Annotated in this window: 16 protein-coding genes; 7 read left to right on the plus strand and 9 right to left on the minus strand. The window is 65.4% G+C overall.

The window, feature by feature from the left end; all coding sequences use genetic code 11:
* Nucleotides 1-5: 5 nt before the first annotated feature.
* From F3H26_RS02680 to F3H26_RS02690, 3 genes are read right to left on the minus strand one after another with little or no spacing between them, the layout of a single operon-like run.
* Nucleotides 6-908, minus strand: a complete 903-nt coding sequence (locus F3H26_RS02680; protein ID WP_149774532.1) for a DMT family transporter — start codon at nucleotides 906-908, stop codon at nucleotides 6-8.
* 21 nt (nucleotides 909-929) lie between these two features.
* Nucleotides 930-1,832, minus strand: a complete 903-nt coding sequence (locus F3H26_RS02685; RefSeq protein WP_149774533.1) for a fatty acid desaturase — start codon at nucleotides 1,830-1,832, stop codon at nucleotides 930-932.
* On the minus strand, nucleotides 1,825-2,028 hold the full coding sequence (locus F3H26_RS02690) for a DUF2061 domain-containing protein (protein ID WP_149774534.1): 204 nt from the start codon (nucleotides 2,026-2,028) through the stop codon (nucleotides 1,825-1,827). The genes F3H26_RS02685 and F3H26_RS02690 overlap by 8 nt, the downstream gene beginning before the upstream one ends.
* Nucleotides 2,029-2,138: 110 nt before the next feature.
* Here F3H26_RS02690 and F3H26_RS02695 point away from each other — a divergent pair, with 110 nt between their 5' ends.
* Both F3H26_RS02695 and F3H26_RS02700 read left to right on the plus strand, forming a co-directional pair.
* Nucleotides 2,139-3,005: a helix-turn-helix domain-containing protein gene (locus tag F3H26_RS02695; protein WP_149774535.1), complete on the plus strand. Its 867-nt coding sequence runs from the start codon at nucleotides 2,139-2,141 to the stop codon at nucleotides 3,003-3,005.
* 90 nt (nucleotides 3,006-3,095) lie between these two features.
* The gene (locus F3H26_RS02700; RefSeq protein WP_093962276.1) at nucleotides 3,096-3,278 is read left to right on the plus strand and encodes a hypothetical protein; all 183 of its coding nucleotides are present in this window, start codon (nucleotides 3,096-3,098) and stop codon (nucleotides 3,276-3,278) included.
* Here the strand turns inward: F3H26_RS02700 and F3H26_RS02705 are convergent.
* The 3 genes from F3H26_RS02705 to F3H26_RS02715 form a co-directional block, all read right to left on the minus strand.
* On the minus strand, nucleotides 3,275-4,036 hold the full coding sequence (locus F3H26_RS02705) for an SDR family oxidoreductase (RefSeq protein WP_149774536.1): 762 nt from the start codon (nucleotides 4,034-4,036) through the stop codon (nucleotides 3,275-3,277). The genes F3H26_RS02700 and F3H26_RS02705 overlap by 4 nt on opposite strands.
* The gene (locus F3H26_RS02710; RefSeq protein WP_149774537.1) at nucleotides 4,033-5,496 is read right to left on the minus strand and encodes a carnitine 3-dehydrogenase; all 1,464 of its coding nucleotides are present in this window, start codon (nucleotides 5,494-5,496) and stop codon (nucleotides 4,033-4,035) included. Before F3H26_RS02710 ends, F3H26_RS02705 begins: the two co-directional genes overlap by 4 nt.
* Nucleotides 5,497-5,576: 80 nt before the next feature.
* A complete protein-coding gene (locus F3H26_RS02715) occupies nucleotides 5,577-6,491 on the minus strand; it encodes a BKACE family enzyme (RefSeq protein WP_149774538.1) in 915 nt (304 codons plus the stop codon).
* 133 nt (nucleotides 6,492-6,624) lie between these two features.
* On the opposite strand from F3H26_RS02715, the gene F3H26_RS02720 reads away from it, so the two are divergent.
* Nucleotides 6,625-7,611: a GlxA family transcriptional regulator gene (locus F3H26_RS02720; protein ID WP_149774539.1), complete on the plus strand. Its 987-nt coding sequence runs from the start codon at nucleotides 6,625-6,627 to the stop codon at nucleotides 7,609-7,611.
* A 74-nt stretch (nucleotides 7,612-7,685) separates the two neighbouring features.
* Here the strand turns inward: F3H26_RS02720 and F3H26_RS02725 are convergent, their stop codons facing one another.
* From F3H26_RS02725 to F3H26_RS02735, 3 genes are read right to left on the minus strand one after another with little or no spacing between them, the layout of a single operon-like run.
* The gene (locus F3H26_RS02725; RefSeq protein ID WP_149774540.1) at nucleotides 7,686-8,732 is read right to left on the minus strand and encodes an aldo/keto reductase; all 1,047 of its coding nucleotides are present in this window, start codon (nucleotides 8,730-8,732) and stop codon (nucleotides 7,686-7,688) included.
* Between the two features lie 47 nt (nucleotides 8,733-8,779).
* The gene (locus tag F3H26_RS02730; RefSeq protein WP_149774541.1) at nucleotides 8,780-9,241 is read right to left on the minus strand and encodes a DNA polymerase III subunit chi; all 462 of its coding nucleotides are present in this window, start codon (nucleotides 9,239-9,241) and stop codon (nucleotides 8,780-8,782) included.
* A gap of 4 nt (nucleotides 9,242-9,245) precedes the next feature.
* Nucleotides 9,246-10,718 carry a leucyl aminopeptidase gene (locus F3H26_RS02735; protein ID WP_149774542.1) on the minus strand — a complete coding sequence of 491 codons (1,473 nt, stop codon included), beginning with the start codon at nucleotides 10,716-10,718 and terminating at the stop codon, nucleotides 9,246-9,248.
* 215 nt (nucleotides 10,719-10,933) lie between these two features.
* Here F3H26_RS02735 and lptG point away from each other — a divergent pair, with 215 nt between their 5' ends.
* Genes lptG through pdxA form a run of 4 tightly spaced genes read left to right on the plus strand, consistent with a single transcriptional unit; the run spans nucleotide 10,934 to nucleotide 16,396 of the window.
* Complete coding sequence (lptG, locus tag F3H26_RS02740; RefSeq protein ID WP_149774543.1) at nucleotides 10,934-12,034, plus strand: LPS export ABC transporter permease LptG; 1,101 nt, start codon at nucleotides 10,934-10,936, stop codon at nucleotides 12,032-12,034.
* A complete protein-coding gene (locus F3H26_RS02745; RefSeq protein WP_149774544.1) occupies nucleotides 12,034-14,190 on the plus strand; it encodes an LPS-assembly protein LptD in 2,157 nt (718 codons plus the stop codon). Before lptG ends, F3H26_RS02745 begins: the two co-directional genes overlap by 1 nt.
* Entirely contained in the window at nucleotides 14,181-15,434 is a 1,254-nt protein-coding gene (locus F3H26_RS02750; protein WP_149774545.1) for a peptidylprolyl isomerase, read from the plus strand. Before F3H26_RS02745 ends, F3H26_RS02750 begins: the two co-directional genes overlap by 10 nt.
* Nucleotides 15,431-16,396 (plus strand): 4-hydroxythreonine-4-phosphate dehydrogenase PdxA, encoded by a 966-nt coding sequence (pdxA, locus tag F3H26_RS02755; protein WP_149774546.1) that lies wholly within the window; start codon nucleotides 15,431-15,433, stop codon nucleotides 16,394-16,396. The genes F3H26_RS02750 and pdxA overlap by 4 nt, the downstream gene beginning before the upstream one ends.
* Nucleotides 16,397-16,456: the final 60 nt, after the last annotated feature.

The raw sequence follows: 16,456 nt of genomic DNA on the forward strand, positions 1-16,456 counted from the left end.
GCGTCTTAGATCGCGGCGACAAGGATCAGGATCGACAGCCCCAGCAGGACCATCCCCGCAATCTCGCGCCGTGTCACCGTCTCGCGGAAGACCAGGACCGAGGCCATGAGGCTGAAAATCAGCTCAACCTGCCCCAGCGCCTTGACGTAGGCCGCGTTCTGCAGGCTGAAGGCCCAGAACCAGCAGAACGACCCGCCCAGACTGGTCAGCCCGACGAAGATACCGGTGCGCCGCGTGTCCCACACCGCGCGCAGCTCGGCCCGGTCACGCCAAACCAGCCACAGCGCCATCGACAGGAACTGGATCGAGACCACGACCGCCAGCGTCACCAGCGCCCGGAACCAGGCCTCGCCATCGCCCAGTTGCAGTGACGCGCCACGGTAACTGACCGCGGAAAAGGCGAACAAGACGCCCGATCCCAGCCCCAGTTGCGAGGCGCGGTTGGTCAGGTGACGCCACCACGCCCCACTGCCGCCCGGCGTCTTCGACAACAGCAGGACCGCCAGCAGCCCCAGCAGGATGGCCGCGAACGCACCGGTTGAAACCCGGTCGCCCAGCACGACGAAGCCGACGATTGCGGTCTGGATCACCTCGGTTTTCTTGAAGGTGATGCCGACGGCAAAGTTGCGCTGCTTGAACAGCGCCACGACGCAGATCGTGGCAAGGATCTGGGACAGCCCACCGATGGCAGCATAGAGCCAGAACAGAGGCGGCAGCGTCGGCAGCGGCAGACCGCTGAGACGCATCGCCCCCACCAACCCCAACAAAACCAGAGGCACCGAGTAGGCAAAGCGCGCAAAGGTCGCGCCGGTCGCCGACAGCTTCACGCTGCTCAGCGATTTCTGCAGCATGAAGCGCACCGTCTGAAAGGTGGCGGCGGCCAAGGTCACGGGAATCCACAAACTCATGGCTTCCCTTCTGTCGTCAAATCAGGGTTTTGGCCAGAGCGGATGCGCCACCGGATCCTTGGCGCGCCAGAAATACTGCCGGAAGACCTGCCCGTACGAGCGATAGACATAGGCCTCGTTGCACGCCAAATAGCGTTCTTTCCCACGGCGGTAGAGCGCGGGCAACCGATACCATGGCGCCGCCGGGTTCATGTGATGAACGACGTGCAGGTTGTTGTTCAGAAACAGAAACGCAAGCGGTCCGCGGTCTTCGACGATCACCGTGCGGGCGCGCGACTTTTCATGCGCGCGGTGTTCCAGAAAGGTGCGGATCTTGACCAGCGCCAGTCCCAGATAAGCCGAAGGGAAAAAGGCCCAGACCGGCATCGCTGATTGCGCCACGATCCACAGAACCACCGCCACGCCCGGCAGATGCAAGGCCCAGGCCAGCCAAATGTCACGTTCCCCACGCACTGCGCCGCGCCAGTCGTCGCGCAGAAAGGCCAGCTGGCCGATGATCGGACCCAACACCATGCGCCCCAACAGCGTGTTGTTCGCCTGATAGACCCACCGCTGCCACCGCGGCAGCCTGACCCAGACCGCCGGGTCCAGATAGTTGGACTCCGGATCGTCATAGGGGTCGGTCAGGTTGGCATCCTGATGGTGCGCCAGATGCAGATCGCGGAAGCGGTTGTAGGGGATGAACAGGGTCAGCGGCAGCGCCATCAGCGCTTCGTTCAGCCACTTAGCGCGGAACGGGTGGCCGTGCAGCGCTTCATGCGTCAGCGAAGAATGCAGCGCCGCGACGACACCCATCATCGGCACCGCCAGCCACAGCGACCACGCCGCAACGCCGAAAATCGCAATCAGCCAAAGGGCATAGCAGGCTACGATCAGGGCAAAGGTCGGCCATTCGGGGGATTTGGGGGTGGTCGCCTCAGCCATGCCGCCCCCAGGAAATTCCGGCCCAGATGCGTTCGTAAATCACGTAGAGCGTCAGCCCGATGGCCGTGTTCACCACCGCCAATACGCCTCCGACGGCGGCCGAGCCGGTGGCGATCAGCCCCACAACGGTCATGACCGCAAGGCCCATCGCATTCCAAATGATTGCCTTCACGACAGATCTTCGCCGCGTTTCCATTCCGGTCCCCAGTCTTTTTTGCTTTTCAAACAAGCGTTACCTGCCGCCGGCCTTGTCGAGAATTCCGAATATGATTAACAAATCTCAGCGACCGTGATATTTATCATCACATGCAGGAAAATTTCGACAAACGAGACCGCGCCGCGCAGTTCCGCCTGCGCCTGGCCCGCGCGATGGACCAGCGGAAGATGAGCCAAAGCGCACTGGCGCGCACCATCGGGGTCGATCGCTCGACCGTGTCCCAGTTGCTGACCGATACGGGCGCACGCCTGCCCAATGCCCATGTGGTGGGCAGCTGCGCCTCGGCTCTGGGGGTGTCGGCGGATTGGCTGCTCAGCCTCTCGGACCGACCCGAGAGCGCGGCCGAGCTGCTGGCCAGTTCGCTGACCATGACCGAGGCCCCCCGCGCGCTGGTCGACGAACGCATCTTTGAATGGCACCAGCAGGCCGCGGGCTACAAAATCCGCTATGTTCCGGCCACGCTGCCCGACATGCTGAAAACCCGCGCCGTGCTGGAATGGGAATACGCGCCGCATCTGGGCCGAACCGCCGACCAGGCCATCGGCGCCTCCGAGGACCGACTGACCTGGATGCGCGGCGCCCAGTCTGACTACGAAATCGCCATGCCGCTGTACGAGATTCACAGCTTTGCCCATGGCACTGGCTATTATGACGGGCTGCCCCTGCAGGTGCGGCTGGACCAGATCGACCACATGCTGGAGCTGTGCGAACAGCTGTATCCGCGCATGCGCATCTACCTGTTCGATGCCAAGCGGCTCTATTCCGCGCCGGTCACCATCTTTGGTCCGCTGCTCTGCGTGTTCTATGCCGGCAGCCATTACATGGCCTTTCGCGATCGGGACCGGATCGAGGTTTTTACGCGCCATTTCGATAGCTTGGTCCGCGAAGCTGATCTGACCGCCCGGCATTTTCCGACCCACCTGCGCCAACTGCGCGCGGCCATTTCGGCAGGGTGACGCCAGTCCACGGGTGCAATTTCCCGACCGATCGCCTATATTGAGGTGCGCGAAAATCCGAACGATCCGACCCAAAGGAGGATATCAGGAATGGACGCTCTCAAAACTGCTCAATACGCGCGCGCGCTCTACTCGGCGCATGGCGACAAGGCCGAGGCGGAAGCTGCCCAGAAAGCCCGCGAATTCGAAGCCGCCGGAAACGTGGAAGAGGCACAGAACTGGCAGGCCGTTCGCGCCTCGATCCGCCAGATGCGCGGCCCCAACCAAGGCTAAAGCTTTGGGTCGGGGTTCACGGTGTGCCCATCGACGGCGATGACCTGCCCCGACACCAGCCGCGCCGCATCCGAGGCCAGGAACACCGCCATGGCGGCAATGTCATGCGCTTCGACGAAGCGGCCCATCGAAGTACCCGCCGCATAGCCCCGATAGACCTGGTCGCGGGTCATGCCCTTGGCGGCCGCTTCTCGTTGCAGCACGCCCTCCATCCGCGGGCCCTCCACCGCGCCGGGGCAGATGACGTTGCAGCGCACGCCGTGCGGCCCCAGCTCCATCGCCAGGGTCTTGCCCAGCCCGATCACCGCCCACTTCGCCGCCGCATAGGGCGCACGGTTGGGATAGCCGTATTGCCCGGCGGTCGAGGATGTGATCAACACCACGCCGCGCCCCTGCCGTTTGAGCATCGGGGCCGCGTATTTCGCGCACAGAAACGCCCCATCCAGATTGACGGAAATACATTTCTGCCAATCGCTTAGCGCCACATCTTCGACCAATGCGGTCGGCCCTGCGACACCCGCATTTGCGCACAGAACATCCAAACCGGCCCACTGCGCCGTGATCTCGTCGAACAGGGCTGCGACGGCGGCCTCATCAGATACATCGACCTGCGATCGCCCCCAGTGATCCGGGCAGGCCCGTGACGCCTCGGCGTCCACATCCGCCACCCAGACCTGCGCGCCGGCGGCGTCGAATGCCTCGGCCATCGCGCGCCCCACGCCCGAGGCCCCGGCGGTGATCAGAACCCGCCCCGTCATGCCGGTTTGCGGATGGCCGCCCCTGCGCCCTCGGGATAGGGCAACCCGGCCTGCGCTTCGGCGATGCGAGACATCGCGGCTTCGATCTGCGGCGACGGCGCACAGGGCCGACGGGTTTCAAGGCTGACATGCAGCAGAAAGCTCTCACCCGTGGCCAGCAGTCTGTCGCCCTTGTACATGCTGTGGAACAGGTGCAGCTTCTTGCCCTGCCCCAACAGCATCTGCGTGCGCACCTCGATTTTCGCCCCTGCATGGGCCTCGTCCAGATACCGGATGTGATTTTCAGCCGTGAAATAGCTGCCGCCCGACGCGATGTAGTCGGCATCGCAGCCGATGATCTCCATGAAACGGTCGGTCGCTGCGGCAAAGGCCTCGAGATACCGCGCCTCGTTCATGTGGCCGTTGTAGTCGGTCCAGTCCAGCGGCACCGCGCGGGCCAGCGTCAGGATCGGCTGGCTCAGATCCGCCTGATCCAGCGTCGGCAGGGCACCCGGCTTCAGCAGCGCGTCATGCTGGTTCAGCACCGCCCCCGCGCCCCAGTTGCGCGCCTTCAAGGCCCGCATCATGCCCACCAGATTGTTGTCGCGAATCCGCTCCAACTCGCGGATCGAGTGCATCCCCGACTGCGCGTCCGACTGCTCGGCGATCATGTCGACCAAATCGTCGGTGAACTCGGGCACATCCATCAGCTTGGTCCAGGGCCATTTCAGCGCCGGGCCGAACTGGGCCATGAAATGCCGCATCCCAGCCTCGCCCCCGGCCACGCGATAGGTCTCGAACAGGCCCATCTGCGCCCAGCGGATGCCAAAGCCCATGCGGATTGCCTCGTCCACTTCCTCGGTCGTGGCTACGCCGTCCTTGACCAGCCACAGCGCCTCGCGCCAGACGGCCTCGAGGAACCGGTCGGCGATATGCGCGTCGATCTCCATGCGGACCTGCAGCGGGAAAAAACCGACCGAGCGCAACACATCCTTGGCCTGCGCGACCAGTTCGGGCGGATTGGCGGCCGAAGGCACCAGCTCGACCAGCGGCAGAAGGTAGACTGGGTTGAACGGGTGCGTCACCACGATCTGTTCGGGCCGCAGCGCACCTTCCTGCAGTTCGGAGGGTTTGAACCCGCTGGTCGACGACCCGATGATCGCCCCCGGATCACAGGCCTCCTGCAACCCCTTGTAAACCGTCAGCTTCAGATCCAGCCGCTCGGGCACGCTCTCCTGTATCCACGTTGCCCCCTGCACCGCGTCGGCCATGTCGGCATGAAAGCTCAACGCGCCTTCGGGCGGCAGGGGCACATCGCTTAGCCCGGGCAGCGACCGCCGCGCGTTGTCCAGGACCTCGCCGATCTTTCGCTCGGCCTCGGGGTCCGGGTCGAACACCCGCACGTCCCAGCCATTCAGCAGAAACCGCGCGGCCCATCCGCCGCCGATCACGCCGCCACCGATGATCGCTGCCGTCTTCATCTTCTCTCCTTCGCCCCGAACGTCCGCGCCGCACCGGGGGCCATCGTTGTTCGACAGATTTTGCGAGGGTCGCCCTGCCGTCAGGACGCCACAGGCGCCCGTTTGACCAATCCCAACTTCTCGCGCACCTCGGCCGGGCCGATCACCCGCGCGCCCATGTTCTCGATGATCGTTCCGGCGCGCTCGACCAGTTGCCAGTTTTCGGCCAGTACCCCCTTGTCCAGCCACAGGTTGTCCTCGAGCCCCACGCGCACGTTGCCGCCGGCCAAAACCGAGGCCGCCACATAGGCCATCTGATGCCGCCCCAGCGAGAACGCGCTGAAGGGCCAGTCGTCGGGCACGTTGTTCACCATCGCCATGAAGGTGTTCAGATCATCCGGCGCGCCCCACGGCACGCCCATGCACAGTTGCACCAGCGCATTCGGGGCCAGAACGCCCTCTTTCACCAGTTGCTTGGCAAACCACAGATGACCGGTGTCAAAGGCCTCGATCTCGGGCTTCACGCCCAGATCGGTCATCATCCGCCCCATCGCACGCAACGCACCGGGCGTGTTGGTCATCACATAGTCGGCCTCGGCAAAGTTCATGGTGCCGCAATCCAGCGTGCAGATTTCCGGCAGACATTCGGCCACATGGGCAACGCGTTCCGAGGCACCGATCATGTCGGTCCCCTCGGCCACGGGAAACGGGGCTTCGACCCCGCCGAACACGATGTCGCCCCCCATGCCGGCGGTCAGGTTCAGAACCACGTCCACCTCGGCGTCGCGGATGCGGTCCGTCACCTCGCGATACAGGTCCAGACGGCGGCTGGGCGCGCCGGTTTCAGGGTCGCGCACATGGCAATGCACCACCGCCGCCCCGGCCTTGGCCGCCGCGATTGCGCTGTCGGCGATCTGCTTGGGTGAACGCGGCACATGTGGGCTGCGATCCTGCGTCCCGCCCGAGCCGGTCACGGCACAAGTGATGAAGACTTCGCGGTTCAATTCCAAAGGCATGGTGTTATCCCCAGGTTATACCCGGCTTCGCCATGGGTTTTCCCCAGGCTTCTCCCCGGATTCCGATTTGCGTCTGGCCCCGACTCTGGCGCAGCCTTGGCTGGACAACTTGCCAGAATGCGAATCAGACTTGATGAAATCCGCAAAAAACATCCTCCAGCCCGAGCACCGCGCGCTGAAAACCGCCGTTCTGGTGCTGGACGAGTGCAACACGCTCAGCTTCGCCTCGGCGGTGGACCCGATGCGCGCCGCCAACCGGCTGGCCGACCGCCCGGCCTTCGACTGGGACTACGTGACCGCCACGCCCGAGCCGGCGATGCTGACCAGCGCGCTGCAAGTGCCGGGCATCCCGCTGGCGCGTCTCGACCACTGCGACCTGATGATCGTGATCGCGGGGTTCAACCTGGTGCGCCACGCCACCCCCAGCCTTCTGGCCGGGCTGCGCCGCATCGCCAATACCGGTGCCACGATGGCGGGAATCGACGGAGGCCCCTGGCTGCTGGCCGAAGCGGGGCTTCTTGACGGTCACGCCGCCACCACCCACTGGGAAGATCTCGAGACCTTCGCCACCCGTTTCCCCGAAGTCGACGTGCGCCCCGACCGGTACACCGTATCCGGCAACCGCCTGACCTCAGGCGGTGCGATCCCCGCGGTCGAGATGATGCTGCACATCATAGCGGCACGCCACGGCGCCGGCTTCGCGGCCCGTGTCTCAGGCCTGTTCCTCTACGAAGGCGCCCCCGAACCCGGCAAACCGCAAAGCCGCACCGGCGCGCCACACCGCCACAGCGCCCTGACCGCCCGCGCCAACGCGATCATGCAGGCCGCGCTGGACGATCCGCTGCCCCTGGCCGAGATCGCAAAGGCCTTGGGAACCAGCCCGCGCACCCTGCAGCAGCAATTCCGCCTGCGCCTCAACACCACGCCGCAGGACCACTATCTGCAACTGCGCCTGGCCGAGGCCCGCCGTCTGGTCACCGACACCGACATGCCGCTGATGGACGTGGCGCAAGCCACGGGGTTCACGTCACAATCCAGCTTTGCCCGCGCCTTCCGAACCGCGCACGGGCAGTCCGCCCGCGACCTCAGACAGAACCGCACCCAGCCCACCCATCACTGACGGGCGCACACTTCATCTGGCCAAAAATATCCCGGGGGAGTCGCCAAGGGCGACGGGGGCAGCGCCCCCATCCCTCAATACGGCATCGGGTGCGCGCGATGGGCCGCGTTGATCTCGGCCAAGACCTCATCCGACAGCACGACATCCCGCCCTTCCAGGATCCGCTCCAACTGCGCCTGCGTGGTCGCGCCGAAGATGACCGAGGTCATGAACGGCCGCGCCTGGCACCAGGCCAGCGCCATGTGCACCGGGTCCAACCCGTGTTTCGCGGCAATCTCCAGATAGGCCGCGACCGCATCGAACACCCGGTCGCCCTTGCGCCCGCCCATCTGCGGCACGATCGACATGCGCGATCCCTCGGGCACCGCCCCGCCCTGATACTTGCCGGTCAGAAATCCGGCGGCCAGCGGCGAGAAGGCCAGCAACCCCACATCCTCATAGGCGCTCAGCTCGGCCATGTCGGTGTCGTACAGGCGGCACAGCAAGGAATATTCGTTCTGGACCGAGGCCACCCGCGGCGCACCCATCTCGTCGGACAGGCGCAGCCACTGGGCGGTGCCCCAGGCGCTTTCGTTCGACAGTCCGAAGGCGCGGATATTGCCCTTGTCCACCTGCAGCTGCAGCGCCTCGAGGCATTCGCGCATGTTGTCCAGAACCGCCTGCCTGTCGCCGCCTGACGGGTCGTAATCCCAATTCTGCCGGAACATGTAACTGCCGCGGTTGGGCCAGTGGAATTGGTACAGGTCGATATAGTCGGTCCGCAGACGCCGCAGAGACCCCTCGACGGCGCCCGGAATGGTCTCGGCCGAGATCGGCGCGCCATCGCGCGCGCCGGCAAAACCCGCACCCGAATGCTTGGTCGCCAGGACATATTCGGCCCGCCGCGCCGGATGGGTGGCATTCCAGTTGCCCAGGATCTCCTCGGTTCGCCCCACCGTCTCTTTCGAGATCGGGTTCACCGGGTACATTTCGGCGGTATCGACGAAATTGATCCCCGCCGCCAGCGCCGTGTCCATCTGCCGATGCGCGTCGGACTCGGCGGTCTGGGTGCCGAAAGTCATCGTGCCCAGGCACAGGTCCGATACCTCGATCCCCGTGCGGCCCAAAGGCTTCATCTTCATTTCAGTCTCTCCTGTCCTCGCGGGCGGTCCCACCGCCCGTGGCCGCCTCACCCGGACTCGGCCTTTTTCTCCCACCGGCCCGATTCCTCGGACCAGTACTGGGCGGCGCAGCCCGCCCCGGTCAACACCTTCCACTGCCCCCGCGCATGATCCAGCGCCTGCGGATCGTTCCCGTCGAACAGGATGCAGACCCGCTGCAGCGCGGTCACCTCGTCGGCGGCCACCTCGGCCCCGTCCACCGCCATCAGACAGGCCGGGTCATTGGCGGCCTCGGGTCCGGTGGTCAGCAGGATCGGCTGCCGCGCGTCATGCGGCCCGCCCGCGCGCCCATGCGGCAGAAACGATTCCTCGGGGCCCAGCCACAGTCTTTCGTCCAACCAGTCCATCCGCGCGGGGTCGGTGCCCCGCACGGCAATCCGCCACCCGGCCTGTCGCGCCTTGTCCAGCAGCACCGGCAAGGTGTGCTCCAGCGGGTGACGGGTCAGGTGGTAGAAATAGACGGCGCCCATCGGCCTACTCGAAATTGTCCTGCACGAAGCGGCTCAGCGCCCGCACGCCCCAGCCGGTCGCGCCTTTGGGCGCATAGGCGGTTTCCTTGGCCACCGAGGCAACACCGGCGATGTCCAGATGGATCCAGGGCGTGCCTTCCTTGACGAAACGCTGCAGGAACTGCGCCGCAGTGATCGACCCCGCGGGCCGGCCGCCCACGTTTTTGATGTCGGCGATGCGCGATTCCAGCTGCTTGTCATAAGCCTCGCCCAGCGGCATCCGCCACGCGCCTTCGTCCTCGGCCCGAGCCGCCTTGAGGAACGCATCGCAGAAGGTGTCGTTGTTGGAAAACACGCCCGCGTTTTCATGCCCCAGACCGATGATGATTGCGCCGGTCAGGGTGGCCAGATCGATCATGCCCACCGGTTTGAACCGCTCCTGCGCGTACCACATCACGTCGCACAGCACCAAGCGGCCTTCGGCATCGGTGTTGATGATCTCGACCGTGTCGCCCTTCATCGACTTGACCACGTCGCCGGGGCGGATGGCATTGCCCGAGGGCATGTTCTCGACCAGCCCGACCAGGCCCACGACATTGGCCCTGGCCTTGCGCCTGGCCAGCGCGCGCATGGTGCCGGCCACGACCCCGGCGCCGCCCATGTCCATGGTCATGTCCTCCATCCCGGCCGCGGGCTTCAGGGAAATCCCGCCGGTGTCGAACACGACCCCCTTGCCCACCAGCGCCAGAGGCGCGTCATCGGCGTCGCCGCCGTTCCATTGCATCACCACCACCTTGGACGGGCTGTGCGACCCCTGCCCAACGCTCAGCAGGGTGCGCATGCCCAGCTTGGTCAGATCGTCCTCGTCCAGCACCTCGACCTCAAGGCCCAGCTCTTGCATCTCTTTCAGACGGTCGGCAAATTCGGTGGTGGTCAGCACGTTGGCCGGCTCATTGGTCAGGTCGCGGGTCATGCGCACGCCATCGGCCACCGCATACAGGGGCGCGAACGCGGCCTCGGCCTCGTCGGGTTTGACATGGCAGATGGTCACGGCGCCCTGCGCGTTATCCGCGTCGGCCTTGGTCTTGTGCGCATCGAACGCATAGCTGCGCAAAGCGATGCCCATGGCCAGATCCTCGACCCGCACCTGGTTGCCCGCCATCACCAGCAGATCCTTGCCCGCGGCCAGCTTGGCCAGCGCGGCCCCGCCCTTGCGCGCCTCGGCCGCATCGGGGCGGCGCGGCAGGACCAGCACGTCCAGCGCCTCGGCCGCCATGCCGCAGGGCCAGGCCAACGAGATCACCTCGCCCGTCTTGGCCTTGCCGAACCGCGCGCTCTCAACCAGCCGGGCAATGGCCCCGCGGGTCAGCCGGTTGGCCCGGCGCGCAGCGGGGTTCAACTTGCCGTCGTCGGGGATGATGATGGCCACGCGCCCCTCGGCCTGCGCCATCAGGTCCAGATCTTGGGATTGGAAGCGGATCGGTACCAGACTGCTCATTTCTTGCTCCTGAAAGACTCTGCCCCCAGACCTAGCCCGCAGGCGCGGCATTGACCAGATAGCAGTTTTCCCCGCCATCCAATTGCATTAAGGTCGCCCGAAAACGAACGGCAGGTCCGGGGGGACGATTTGGCACCAAACGGCAGGCACAGGCCGTCGCAGGAACAGACAGGCACGGGCGAATCCGCCAAAGCGGCCGGGTCGGAGGTGCGGGCGTGATTCTCGACCGGTACTTAGCGCGGCGGTTTCTTCAGAGCTTTCTGGTCATCGGCGCCATCTTCCTGACCCTGATGTTCCTGATCGACCTGATCGAACAGCTCCGGCGGTTTGGCGACGCCAATCTGTCCTTCGGCCAGTTGCTGCAACTGACGCTGCTGAACACGCCGGCGGCGATCTCGGAAATGCTGCCCCTGCTGATGATCCTGTCCACCATCGCGCTGTTCGTCGGACTGGCGCGCAGTTCCGAACTGGTGGTGACCCGCGCCATCGGTCGGTCGGGCATCCGCGCGCTGGCGGCACCGGCGATGGTGGCGCTGGTGATCGGCTGCCTGGCCGTGGCCTTCCTGAATCCGATCGCGGCGGCCACGTCGGAAAAATACCGCAACATGTCAGACCTCTACAAGAACGGCGGCCGCTCGACCCTTTCGATAGGCCGCGACGGCCTTTGGCTGCGCCAGGGATCGGCCGCCGGCCAGTCGGTCATCCACGCGTCCGCAACCGAAAACGGCGAAACGCTGAAATTGCACGACGTGACGATCATCACCTTCGACGCCGATGGCATTCCGAATCGCCAGATCGTCGCAGGGCGCGCGATCCTGGAGGACGGAAACTGGGTGCTGCGCGACGCCAAGGAGTGGTCACTGGCGGCCGGCGAAAACCCCGAAGCCCTCGCGACCGAACACCGCGCGCTCAGACTGCCGACCACCCTGACCCGCGAGCGCATCCTCGACACGCTGGGGCAGCGGGATTCCGTTTCGGTCTATGACCTGCCGCAACTTATCCGCGACCTGCGCGAGGCCGGCTTTTCGACCAAGCACTACGAGGTCTGGATGCATGTCCAGCTGGCGCGTCCGCTGTTTCTGGTCTCGATGGTTCTGGTCGGGGCGGCGTTTACCATGCGCCATGTCCGGTTCGGCGGCACGGGCATCGCGGTTCTCAGCGCCATTCTGCTGGGCTTCGCCATCTACTTCATCCGCAACTTCGCGCAGATCCTCGGAGAGAACGGACAATTGCCGATCTATCTCGCGGCCTGGGCGCCGCCCTTTGCCGCCATTCTGCTGTCGCTTGGCCTGCTTTTGCATGCGGAGGATGGCTGATGCGCCGGTTCGCCCCCTTTCTGCTGACGGCCGTACTGGCCGCGGGTTGCCCATGGGTCGCCGCGGCGCAGTCCAGCCAGCCCTACCCCGCCACGCGGCAGCAGCAGGACCCGCCCGCCCTGCTGGTGGCCGACAAGGTATTCATCACCGCCGATGGCAAGCTGGTCGCCGAAGGCAATGTCGAGGCCTTCCAGGGCGACGTCCGGCTGACCGCACGGCGCATAACCTATGACCGCGAGACCGGCAGCCTGACGCTGGAGGGCCCGATCCGCATCGACCAGGGCGGCCGGGCCACGGTGCTGGCCGACTCGGCGGAACTGGATGACGGGCTGCGGAACGGGTTGCTGACCGGCGCGCGCATGGTCTTTGACCAGCAGGTGCAGATCGCGTCGGTTCAGGCCACCCGCGCCAGTGGCCGTTATACCCAGTTCAGCAAGGTTTCCGCCACCTCGTGCCATGTCTGCACCGATGGCCGGCCACCGCTGTGGCAGATCCGCGCCCGCAAAGTGGTGCATGACCAGATCGAACGGCAACTGTATTTCGAGGGCGCGCAGTTCCGCGTGCTTGACGTCCCGGTATTCTACTTTCCGACGTTGCGCCTGCCCGACCCGACACTGGACCGCGCGACCGGATTCCTGGTTCCGTCCATTCGGACGACGTCGCAGCTGGGCACCGGGGTTCAGGTCCCGTATTTCTTCAAGCTCGGCGATCACCGCGACCTGACCCTGACTCCCTATCTGTCATCCAAGACCACGACCCTGGGCTATCGGTACCGTCAGGCGTTCAAGAACGGCCGGCTGCAGTTCGAAGGCGCCTACACGCGCGACGACGTGCAGACCGATCAGGATCGCGGCTATTTCTTCGCCAACGGGTGGTTCACCCTCAAGAACGATTTCCGGCTGACCTTCGACATCCAGACCGCATCGGACGACGCGTATCTGGTCGACTATGGCCTGCCCGACTATGACCGGTTGCGCAGCGAAATCGCGCTCGAACGAATCAAGCGTGATACGGCCTTCCGCACAAGCTTCATCCACTACAAGACCCTGCGCGACAGCGAGGATCAGGACGAAATCCCCTCGCGCGTGTTCGACCTTTACTTCGAAAAGCGCTATTTCCCCGGTGCGGTGGGCGGCGAGATCCGGCTGGGATTTCTGGCGCATACCCATACCCGCACCAGCGACGCCGACATTTCCGGGCGTGACGTGGCGCGCGCCACCTTCGATGCCGAGTGGCTGCGCAGCTGGACCTTCACGACCGGTCTGCGCGCGGATCTGGAACTGGGCGCATCGGTGGACACGTTCGACATCCGGGACGACAGCGCCTACCCTGATCAGATCACCCGCTCGACCCCACGCGCGGCGCTGACCCTGCGCTATCCCATGACCCGGCACGAGGCTTCGGGCGCCACGCAGTTCCTGGAGCCCATCGCCCAGATCGGCTGGACACATGTTTCGGACACCGATGTACCCGATGACGAAAGCACGTTTCAGGAATTCGATCAGGGCAACCTGCTGTCGCTGTCGCGCTTTCCGGCCGCAGACCGGCGCGAGGACGGAACCACCGCGGTATTCGGCCTGAACTGGGCCCGCTCCGCGCCGGGTGGCTGGCAGGCGCTGGCCACGATCGGCCAGGTGTTCCGCACCGATGCCAATCCCGGTTTCACCCTTACATCAGGTCTTCAGGGCACCTCGTCCGACCTGCTTCTGGCCGGCCAGATCAAGACCGTCAAAGGCCTGACCCTGTCGGCGCGCGGCCTGCTCGATGGCGATTTCAGCTTTACCAAAGCTGAAATCCGGGGCGCATGGAGCAACGAAACCTCGGCGCTGTCCGGCAGCTACATCTGGCAGGAACCTGATCCGGCAGAAGACCTCGACGAGGAGATCTCCGAGATCAGGTTGACGGGGCGTCACCGCATCGACGAGAACTGGCGCACCGACGCATTGGCCCGCTATGATCTGGCGGGATCGGAACCGCTGCGGCTGGGCCTCGGCGTGACCTACGAAAACGAGTGCGTGCAGGTAAACATGTCCGTCAGCCGGCGATATACATCGACATCAAGTATTGAGCCCACGACGGAATTCGGCTTTACCGTTGCACTGACAGGATACGCCGTTGAAGGCGGGGGCAAAAAGTACAAGAGACAATGCAGTTGATTCCAGGTATATCCACCTTTCTTCGTTCCGGTTTTCTGAAATCGGCGGCGCCCCTGCTGGCTGCGGCCCTGATCGCGGCGCTGCCGCATCAGGCCCCGGCCCAAAGCCTGTTCGCCCCCGCCATCCGGGTCAACCAGGACATCATCACCTGGTACGAGTTGGAACAACGCCAACGGTTTCTCGAACTGCTGGGCATTCCCGGCAGTTCCGAGCCCGAGGTCCGCAAGGCCCTGATCGACGAGCGGCTGCGCAAGCAGGCCATGCGCGAAGCCGGCATTCAGCCCACGCCCGAGGACATCCAGCTGGCGATCGACGAATTCGCCGCCCGCGGCCAGTTGGCGCCCGACCAGTTCCTGAAGGCGCTGGCCGACTCGGGCGTCGACCCCGAAACCGTGCGGGACTATGTCGGCAATCAACTGGCCTGGCGCGACTATGTCAGTTCGCGCTTCATCTCGCAGGCCCGGCCCACGCCCGACGAGATCAACCGCGCCATGGGCCAGGCCGGCGGCGGCGGGCTTCAGGTCCTGCTGTCGGAAATCATCATTCCCGTCACTCCCCAGACCCTTGCCCAGGCCGAAGCGCTGGCTGAGGAGATCGCCCAGGTCAAGACCGTCGACGCCTTCTCGGCCGCGGCCACGCAATACTCGGCCGCCCCCACGCGCGAGAACGGCGGGCGCCTCGACTGGCTGAATATCTCCAATCTTCCGCCGGTCCTGCAGCCCGTGATCCTGGGCCTCAAAACCGGAGAAGTGACACCCCCGCTGACGCTGCCGAACGCCGTCGCCCTGTTCCAGTTGCGCGGCCTGCGCGAGGTCGCAACCGGCGCGCCGCGGTACTCCAAAATCGACTACGCCGCTTATTACCTTTCTGGCGGCCTCAGCCCCGAAACCCAAAGGCGCGCGGCCGAGCTCAAGGAAACCGTGGACACCTGCGACGACCTGTACGGCATCGCCAAGGGCCAGCCCCCCGAAGTGCTCGACCGGGTCGAGGCCAGCCCGTCGGAGGTTCCGCGCGATTACGCGGTCGAACTCGCCAAGCTCGACCCGAACGAAGCGTCCACCACGCTGACCCGCAACAATGGCCAGACGCTGGTGTTCCTGATGCTGTGCGGTCGCACCCGCGACCTGGGCGAAGACACCTCGCGCCAGGACGTGGCCAATGCGCTGACCCAACAGCGGCTGCAAGCCTTTGCCGACAGCCTTCTGGAACAACTGCGCGCCGACGCCACGATCATCGAACAATGACCGCGCCCATCGCGCTCAGCTGCGGCGAACCCTCGGGCATCGGTCCCGAAATCGCCGCCAAGGCCTGGGCCGCGTTGCGCCACAACTGCCCCTTCTTCTACATCGGCGATCCCGGCCACCTGCCCGACGACATACCCATCACCGAAATCGCAGACCCCGCCCAGGTGGCTGACATCTGCGCAGAGGCGCTGCCGGTGCTGCCGCTGACCTTTCCAGCCCCGAACCTGCCCGGCCACCCCGATCCGGCCAATGCGCCCTCGGTGATCGACGCCATCGAAACCGGCGTGTCGCTGGTGCAATCGGGCGCGGCCTCGGCGCTCTGCACGGCACCGATCCACAAAAAAGCCCTGATCGACGGCGCCGATTTCGCCTATCCGGGCCATACCGAGTTTCTGGCGGCGCTGGCGGGCCGCTCCCGCGTGGTGATGATGCTGGCCAGCGAGCAACTCCGCGTGGTACCAGCCACGATCCACATCCCACTGTCGCAAGTGTCCTCGCGGCTCACGCCCGACCTGCTGCGCGACACGATCGCGATCACAGCCGACGGTCTGCGCCGCCAATTCGGCATCCCGCATCCTCGCATCGCGGTGGCCGGGCTCAACCCCCATGCCGGAGAAGGCGGCAAGATGGGCCGCGAGGAACTGGACTGGATCGCGCCCTTGCTGGCCGATCTCGCCCTCGACGGCTACAGCGTCACTGGCCCGCACCCGGCCGACACGATGTTCCACGCCGCCGCGCGCGCCCGTTACGATGCCGCCATCGCCATGTATCACGATCAGGCGCTGATCCCGATCAAGACGCTCGATTTCGACCGCGGCGTGAACGTGACTCTGGGCCTGCCCTTCATCCGCACCTCGCCCGACCATGGCACCGCGCTCGACATCGCCGGACAGGGCATCGCCAACCCCACCAGCCTGATCGAGGCACTGAAACTCGCCCAACGCATGGCACAAAACACTTGATCCTTCATCTGGCCCCAAATATCCCCGCCGGAGGCAAAAAATCTCTGGCGCACCGCCTGC

The sequence above is a fragment of the Ruegeria intermedia genome (assembly GCF_900129345.1).
Taxonomy (GTDB): domain Bacteria; phylum Pseudomonadota; class Alphaproteobacteria; order Rhodobacterales; family Rhodobacteraceae; genus Ruegeria; species Ruegeria intermedia.